We start from the raw sequence: 6,892 nt of genomic DNA on the forward strand, positions 1-6,892 counted from the left end.
GGGCGCGGCTCCCGCCGACCCTGCCGGCGGCAGGGCTCCGTGCCCGGTCGCTGGCTGGCCCCCTCTTCGTCGGCCAGCGGCGCTGCGCATGGTCGCCGCCATCTTCCTGTGCGGCACGGGGCGCCGTCGGGGGGAGCTGTCGGCGGTCTCGTCCTCGACCGGCTGGGTCCAGCCGCGATCCCCGTCGTCGGGGCGATCGCGCTGGTGGGAGCCTGGGTGCTCGCGGCCCCGGCGATCAGGGACGGCCGGACTCCGGCGTCGTCCGCCGAGGCCCGCGACGTCATCGTCCGGCCGGAGCCGTGAAGCGCACCCGAGCGGATCGCTCAGCCGGCGCCGGCCCTCACGCCCCGGCGGGCAGCCCTCCCGGCAGGACCACGGCGCCCAGCGCGCCGGGGCCGGTGTGCGCCCCGAGCGCGGCACCGAGCTCCGACACCAGGCAGCCGTCGCACCCGGGCACGCGTTCCTCGATCAGTCCGGCCAGCTCCACCGCCCGCTCCGGGGCGTCCAGGTGGTGGACCGCCACCGCGACCGGCCCGGAGCCGGAACTCCGCGCGACCAGCTCGACCAGGCGGGTCATCGCCCGTCGCGTGGTGCGCACCTTCTCCAGCGGAACGATCCGGCCGTCGTCGACGTGCAGCAGCGGCCGGATCGCCAGGGCCGTGCCCAGGAAGGCGGTCGCGGGTCCGAGGCGGCCGCCGCGCCGCAGGTGTTCCAGGGTGTCCAGGCAGAACACGGTGCGTGTCCTGGTCGCCGTCGTCTCCGCCACCGACGCGACCTCGTCCAGGTCGGCGCCCCGGGCCGACGCGGCGGCGGCGGCGAGCACCCCGAATCCCATGCCCATCGCCGTGGACCGGGAGTCCACCACCCGGATGCGGTCGGGCGCGACCTGGTCGGCGGCGCTGCGAGCCGCTTCCCACGTCCCCGAGAGCTCACGGGAGAGCTGGACCGACAGCACCGACGACGCCCCGCCTTCCAGCAGGGCGCGGAACGTCGAGGCGAACTCGGCAGGGGACGGTCGGGACGTGGTGACCCTGCGGTGGCGGCGCAGCGCGTCGGCGACCCCGGGACCGTCCGAACCCGCTCCGTCCAGCGTTCCCACACCGTCCACCACCACGTGCAGCGGGACGCGGTGGATGTCGTGGCGCTCCGCCGCGCCCTCCGGCAGGTAGGCGGTGGAGTCCGTGACGATCGCGACGGGCATGGCACACCACCCTACGGGCCGCCGGGGGAGGTGCCCACCGAACCCGGCGGCACTCCTGGCCTCAGGTGGGCCCGGCGTTGTAGGCGCGCAAGCGCCACCCCGTGGCGGTGGAACGCTCCAACACCACCCAGTTGCAGTTCGCGACGGCGGCCAACGCCCCCCACTGCCCGACGGGCAGGCCGAGCAGCCGCGCCGTCAGCCCGACGATGAGCCCCCCGTGCGCGCAGAACAGCGCGGTCGCGGCTTCGGATCCGGAGCCGCCCAGTTCGCGGTCGACCTCGTCCACCACCTGGGAGGCCCGGTGGGCGACCTCGACCCTGCTCTCCCCGCCAGGAGGCGCGACCGTGGAGACGGCCCGCCACTCCCGCAGCCCTCCCGGCCAGCCCGCTTCCACCTCGTCGTGGGTCAGCCCCTGCCACTGCCCGCAGTGGGTCTCCCGCAACCGCTTGTCCAACCGCGCCTCGGCCCCGGTGACGGTGCTGAGGGCCGAGGCCGTCTCGCTGGCCCTCCGCAGGTCGGAGGAGACGAACACCGCCGGCGCGAAGCCCGCCAGCACCGGCGCGGCGCGGCGGGCCTGCTCCCGCCCGGTGGGGGTCAGCTCGATGTCGAGCTGACCCTGGAACCGGTGGGCGACGTTGTAGGAGGTCTGCCCGTGTCTCCACAGGACGAGTCGCCCCAGGCCCGCGGTCATGCCGGGTCGCTCCCGGTCGTCTCCGCCGGCTCGCCGCCCTCCGGGTCGTGGAAGGGGACCCGGGGGCAGTCCTTCCACAGCCGCTCGAGGGCGTAGAACGCCCGTTCCTCGGAGTGCTGCACGTGGACGACCACGTCCACGAAGTCCAGCAGCACCCACCTGCCCTCCCGAGCGCCCTCCCGCCGCACCGGCTTCACGCCGTGCTCGCGCAGCTTCTCCTCGACGTTGTCGACGATCGCCTCGACCTGGCGTTCGTTGGGAGCCGAGGCGATCACGAAACAGTCGGTGATGACGAGCTGCTCGGACACGTCGAGCACGACGACGTCGTTCGCCTTCTTGTCGGCGGCCGCGTGCGCGGCGAGCAGCGCCAGTTCGCGGGCCTCGTCGGTTGCTACCACGGTTCTCCTTCCGGCGCGGGCGGGACGCGTCCACGCGATTCCCGGAGCCTACCGGCCGACGTCGGTGGCAACCGACGGCGTTTGCCCCACCGCACGCTGAGGCGGTCGCTACGGCACGGGCCGGGCACCAGCCGCGGCGCGCCGGTAGAGGCCCCGCTTGGAGATGTACTGCACGACCCCGTCGGGCACCAGGTACCAGACGGGCAGCCCGGCGGCGACCCGGTCCCGGCAGCCGGTGGAGGAGATCGACATCGCCGGCACCTCGACCAGCGTCACCGAACCCCGGGGCAGGTGGTGGTCGGCCAGCCGGTAGCCCGGTCGCGTGACACCCACGAAGTGCGCCAGCTCGAACAGCTCGTCGACCCGGTGCCAGGACAGGATCTGCTCCAGCGCGTCGGCTCCCGTGATGAAGAACAGTTCGTCCTCGGGATACGCCCGGTGCAGATCGCCCAGGGTATCGGCCGTGTAGGTGGGGCCCTGCCGGTCGATGTCCACCCGGCTCACCGAGAACCGGGGGTTGGAGGCGGTCGCGATCACGGTCATCAGGTAGCGGTCCTCGGCCGGGCTGACCTCCGCGTCGGACTTCTGCCACGGCTGCCCGGTCGGGACGAACACCACCTCGTCGAGGTCGAACCGCGCCCCGACCTCACTGGCGGCGACGAGGTGACCGTGGTGCACCGGGTCGAACGTGCCGCCCATCACACCGACCCTGCGCCCCCGGGCACGCCGACCGGGATCGTGGACATTGCCTTCGGCCATGAACGGCGAGCCTACCGCCGCCGCGCGGCGTTCTCGGCGAGCACGGTGGTGTCGAACGCCACAGCTCCGGCGCCGGTCAGGACGCCGGGCGGGTGTGCCCGTCGCCCCAGACGACCCACTTCGTCGACGTCAGCTCGGGCAGGCCCATCGGCCCCCGCGCATGCAACTTCTGGGTGGAGATCCCGATCTCCGCACCCATGCCGTACTCCCCGCCGTCGGTGAACGCGGTGGAAGCGTTGACCACGACCGCCGCCGCGTCGATCCTGGCGACGAAGTCGCGGGCGGCCCGCACGTCGTCGGTGACGATGGCCTCGGTGTGCCCGGTGCCGTGCCGGGCCACGTGCCGGACCGCCTCGTCCCGGGAGTCGACCACGCGCACCGCGAGGTCCAGGGAGAGGTACTCGGTGTCCCAGTCCTCATCGGTGGCCGGCACGGCGTCGGGCACCAGTGCCCGGGTCGCCTCGTCGGCGTGCAGGGTCACCCCGGCCTGGCGGAGCGCCACGGCGACGGCGGGCAGGAAACGATCGGCGATCTCCCGGTGGACCAGCAGGGTTTCGGCGGCGTTGCAGACGCTGGGCCGGCGGGCCTTCGAGTTCACCACGACCGGGATGGCCTGGTCGAGGTCGGCGGCGGCGTCGACGTAGACGTGGCAGTTCCCGACCCCCGTCTCGAGGGTGGGCACGGTGGCCTGCTCGACCACGGCGGAGATGAGACCGGCCCCACCCCGGGGGATCACGACGTCGACCAGGCCCCGGGCGGTGATGAGGTGCCGGACGGTGGCCCGGTCGTGGCAGGGCAGCAGCTGGACGGCGTCCGCTGGCAGGTCGAACTCCTCCAGCACGTCCCGCAGCACCCCGACGAGTGCGCGGTTGGAGTTCTCCGCCGAGGAGGAACCCCGCAGCAGCACCACGTTGCCGGACTTCAGCGCCAACCCGGAGGCGTCCACCGTCACGTTGGGCCGGCCCTCGTAGACCATGCCGACCACGCCGAGCGGCACCCGGACCTGCCGCAGTTCGAGCCCGTTCGGCAACGTGCGTCCCCGCAGCACCTCGCCGACGGGGTCGGGCAGGGCCGCCACCGTCCGCAGGCCCGCCGCGATGTCCCCAACCCGCTGGTCGGTGAGGACGAGCCGGTCGAGGATCCCCGCCGGGAGCCCCGCCTGGGTGCCCAGCTCGACGTCCTCGGCGTTCGCCGCGAGCAGGTTCGGCGATGCCGCGAGCAGTCGGTCGGCCATCGTCAGCAACAACTCGTCCTTGCGGGCCTGGGGCAGCGGCCCGAAGGCGGTGGCGGCGGTCCTCGCCCGGCGAGCGGCGTCCAGAACGCGCCCACGCAGGTCCTCGGAGTCGGGGGAACCCGCGTCAACCTGGTCGAACGTGGTGGTCACCACACCTAGAGTAGTCATCGCACGTCTCCCGCCGGACCCGGCCCCCACCGCGCCCCTGCCGGAGCGTCCGGGGGAGGACACTGGCGCACCGGCACCGTCGGGCGCCGTCCGGTGGTGGAACGCCAGGCACGGAAGAGGTGGACGTGGACGACGAGGTGCTGCGGGAGATCGCCGAGGACAGGCTGCGGAGCCTGGCGGGCCCCGACGCGCGGTTGCGGGAGGACCAGTGGCGGGCGATCAGGTCACTGGTGGTCGACCGGCACCGGGTCCTGGTCGTGCAACGCACCGGCTGGGGCAAGTCCGCCGTCTACTTTCTGGCGACCGCCCTGTTGCGGGAGCTCGGCGAGGGTCCCACCGTCATCATCTCCCCGCTGCTCGCGTTGATGCGCAACCAGTTGGCGGCGGCGGAGGGGGCCGGTGTCCGCGCCGCCACGATCAACTCGGCCAACACCACCGAGTGGGAGGACATCCAGGAGTCGGTCGCCGTCGGGGAGGTCGACCTCCTCCTGGTCAGCCCGGAACGGCTCAACAACCCGGACTTCCGGGACACCGTCCTGCCCTCGCTCGCCGAGAGCGCGGGGCTGCTCGTCGTGGACGAGGCGCACTGCGTCTCCGACTGGGGCCACGACTTCCGCCCCGACTACCGGCGGCTGCGCTCCCTGCTGGAGGGGCTGGACCCGGACGTCCCGGTCCTCGCGACGACGGCGACGGCCAACGACCGGGTGGTGCGGGACGTGGCCGAGCAGTTGGGCGTGGGCGCGGACACCGGCCGCGAGCGGACCCTCGTGCTGCGCGGGCCGCTGGACCGGGAGAGCCTGCGGCTGTCCGTGCTCCGCCTGCCCGACGCCGAGACCCGGCTGGGCTGGCTGGCCGAGAACCTGGGCCGACTCCCCGGCTCGGGCATCATCTACACGCTGACGGTGTCGGCGGCCGAGGACGTCGCCACCTTCCTGCGCGAGCGGGGTTTCCCCGCCAGCGCCTACTCGGGGCGCACCGACCCCGAGGACCGGCAACGCGCCGAGGCGGACCTGCTGGCCAACCGGGTGAAGGCGCTGGTCGCGACCTCCGCGCTCGGCATGGGCTTCGACAAACCGGACCTGGGTTTCGTCATCCACCTGGGCGCCCCCGCCTCCCCCATCGCCTACTACCAGCAGGTGGGCCGCGCCGGGCGAGGCGTCGAACGCGCCGAGGTGCTGCTCCTCCCCCAACGTGAGGACACCGACATCTGGCGGTACTTCGCCTCCCTCGCCTTCCCCCCGGAACCCGTGGTGCGGCACCTGCTGTCCGTCCTCGCCGAGGCGGGCGGGCCGGTGTCCACCACGGCACTGGAACCCCGGGTGGACCTCAACCGGAGCCGCCTGGACGTGGTCCTCAAAGTCCTCGACGTCGACGGGGCGGTCCGCCGGGTGCGGGGCGGCTGGGAGTCCACGGGTCGCGAGTGGACCTACGACGCCGAACGGTACGGCCGGATCGCCGAGGCGCGCCGCGCCGAGCAGCGCGCCATGCTGGACTACCTCGCCCACGACGGCTGCCGGATGGAGTTCCTGCGCCGCCAGCTCGACGACCCGGACGCCGCACCGTGCGGGCGGTGCGACAACTGCACCGGGCGGCACTGGTCGGCTGATGTCTCCGAGGGCGAGCGGGCCGCCGCGCGGTCCCAGCTGCACACCCCCGGCGTCGGCTTCCAACCCCGCCGCCAATGGCCCACCGGGATGGGCTCGCTCGGCGTCCACGTCAGCGGCCGCATCGCCGAGGGCGAACGCACCGAGCCCGGTCGCGCCCTCGGCCGGCTCACCGACGTCGGGTGGGGAAGCCGGCTCCGGGACCTGCTCCGCGAGGGTGAGCCGGCGCCGAGCGAGTTGCCCGAGGACGTCGTGCGGGGGTGCGTCCAGGTGTTGGCGAGCTGGGGCTGGACGACCCGCCCGGTCGGGGTCGTCGCCGTGGGGTCGTCCCGCCGGGACGCCCTGAGCCGGGTGACCGCCGAACGCATCGCCACGATCGGGCGGCTGCCCCTCCTCGGCGAGGTGACCATGACCCGCCCGGCGGCGCGCCGAGCCAACAGCGCGCAACGACTGGCCAGCCTGTGGGAGGCCTTCAGCCTGGACGACGAGCTCGCCCGGCGGGTGGCCGAGGCGAACGGGCCACTGCTGCTGGTCGACGACCGGGTGGACACCGGCTGGACGTTCGCGGTCGTCGGCAGGTCGCTGCGCCGCGCCGGAGCCCCCCAGGTGCTTCCGTTCGCGCTGGCCGCCACCAGCTGAGGCCGGGGGATCAGCGGGGCCGGGCCGGACCGGAGTCCTCCTCCCCGGGGCCGGGCGCCCCGGACGGACCGGTGGTGGCGGACGGCGCTCCCGGCGTCGGGAGGGGCGAGGAGTCGGTGCCCGCCGGCCGGGTGGCGTCCTGGGTGGGGGGCGCGGGCGGTGGGGGGCCAGCGGCAGGCCCTGCCTCCGCCTCTCCCC

General features: G+C 74.3%; 7 protein-coding genes. 2 read left to right on the forward strand and 5 right to left on the reverse strand.

The window, feature by feature from the left end; translation table 11 throughout:
* Positions 1–108: 108 nt before the first annotated feature.
* Positions 109–303, forward strand: a complete 195-nt coding sequence (locus tag ACTIDRAF_RS0219050; protein WP_016700321.1) for a hypothetical protein — start codon at positions 109–111, stop codon at positions 301–303.
* Positions 304–340: 37 nt separating this feature from the next.
* On the opposite strand, the gene ACTIDRAF_RS0219055 is transcribed toward ACTIDRAF_RS0219050, so the two are convergent.
* From ACTIDRAF_RS0219055 to ACTIDRAF_RS0219075, 5 genes are all read right to left on the reverse strand, one after another.
* Complete coding sequence (locus ACTIDRAF_RS0219055) at positions 341–1,201, reverse strand: DegV family protein (RefSeq protein WP_016700322.1); 861 nt, start codon at positions 1,199–1,201, stop codon at positions 341–343.
* Between the two features lie 61 nt (positions 1,202–1,262).
* Positions 1,263–1,892: a histidine phosphatase family protein gene (locus ACTIDRAF_RS0219060; protein ID WP_016700323.1), complete on the reverse strand. Its 630-nt coding sequence runs from the start codon at positions 1,890–1,892 to the stop codon at positions 1,263–1,265.
* A complete protein-coding gene (gene rsfS / locus ACTIDRAF_RS0219065; protein ID WP_016700324.1) occupies positions 1,889–2,290 on the reverse strand; it encodes a ribosome silencing factor in 402 nt (133 codons plus the stop codon). Before rsfS ends, ACTIDRAF_RS0219060 begins: the two co-directional genes overlap by 4 nt.
* Positions 2,291–2,398: 108 nt before the next feature.
* Positions 2,399–3,049: a nicotinate-nucleotide adenylyltransferase gene (gene nadD / locus ACTIDRAF_RS0219070; protein WP_083886478.1), complete on the reverse strand. Its 651-nt coding sequence runs from the start codon at positions 3,047–3,049 to the stop codon at positions 2,399–2,401.
* A 76-nt stretch (positions 3,050–3,125) separates the two neighbouring features.
* Positions 3,126–4,451, reverse strand: coding sequence for a glutamate-5-semialdehyde dehydrogenase (locus ACTIDRAF_RS0219075; RefSeq protein ID WP_083886480.1), 1,326 nt, complete (start codon positions 4,449–4,451; stop codon positions 3,126–3,128).
* 125 nt (positions 4,452–4,576) lie between these two features.
* Here ACTIDRAF_RS0219075 and ACTIDRAF_RS0219080 point away from each other — a divergent pair, with 125 nt between their 5' ends.
* Complete coding sequence (locus ACTIDRAF_RS0219080; protein WP_026066280.1) at positions 4,577–6,694, forward strand: RecQ family ATP-dependent DNA helicase; 2,118 nt, start codon at positions 4,577–4,579, stop codon at positions 6,692–6,694.
* Positions 6,695–6,892: the final 198 nt, after the last annotated feature.

This window comes from Actinoalloteichus spitiensis RMV-1378, from assembly GCF_000239155.1.
Lineage (GTDB): Bacteria > Actinomycetota > Actinomycetes > Mycobacteriales > Pseudonocardiaceae > Actinoalloteichus_B > Actinoalloteichus_B spitiensis.

Bases quoted from the DNA above. Each gene is read 5' to 3' on its own strand.
- ACTIDRAF_RS0219055 (WP_016700322.1), bottom strand. From the start codon at position 1,201: ATGCCCGTCGCGATCGTCACGGACTCCACCGCCTACCTGCCGGAGGGC.
- ACTIDRAF_RS0219060 (WP_016700323.1), bottom strand. From the start codon at position 1,892: ATGACCGCGGGCCTGGGGCGACTCGTCCTGTGGAGACACGGGCAGACC.
- nadD (WP_083886478.1), bottom strand. From the start codon at position 3,049: ATGGCCGAAGGCAATGTCCACGATCCCGGTCGGCGTGCCCGGGGGCGC.
- ACTIDRAF_RS0219075 (WP_083886480.1), bottom strand. From the start codon at position 4,451: ATGACTACTCTAGGTGTGGTGACCACCACGTTCGACCAGGTTGACGCG.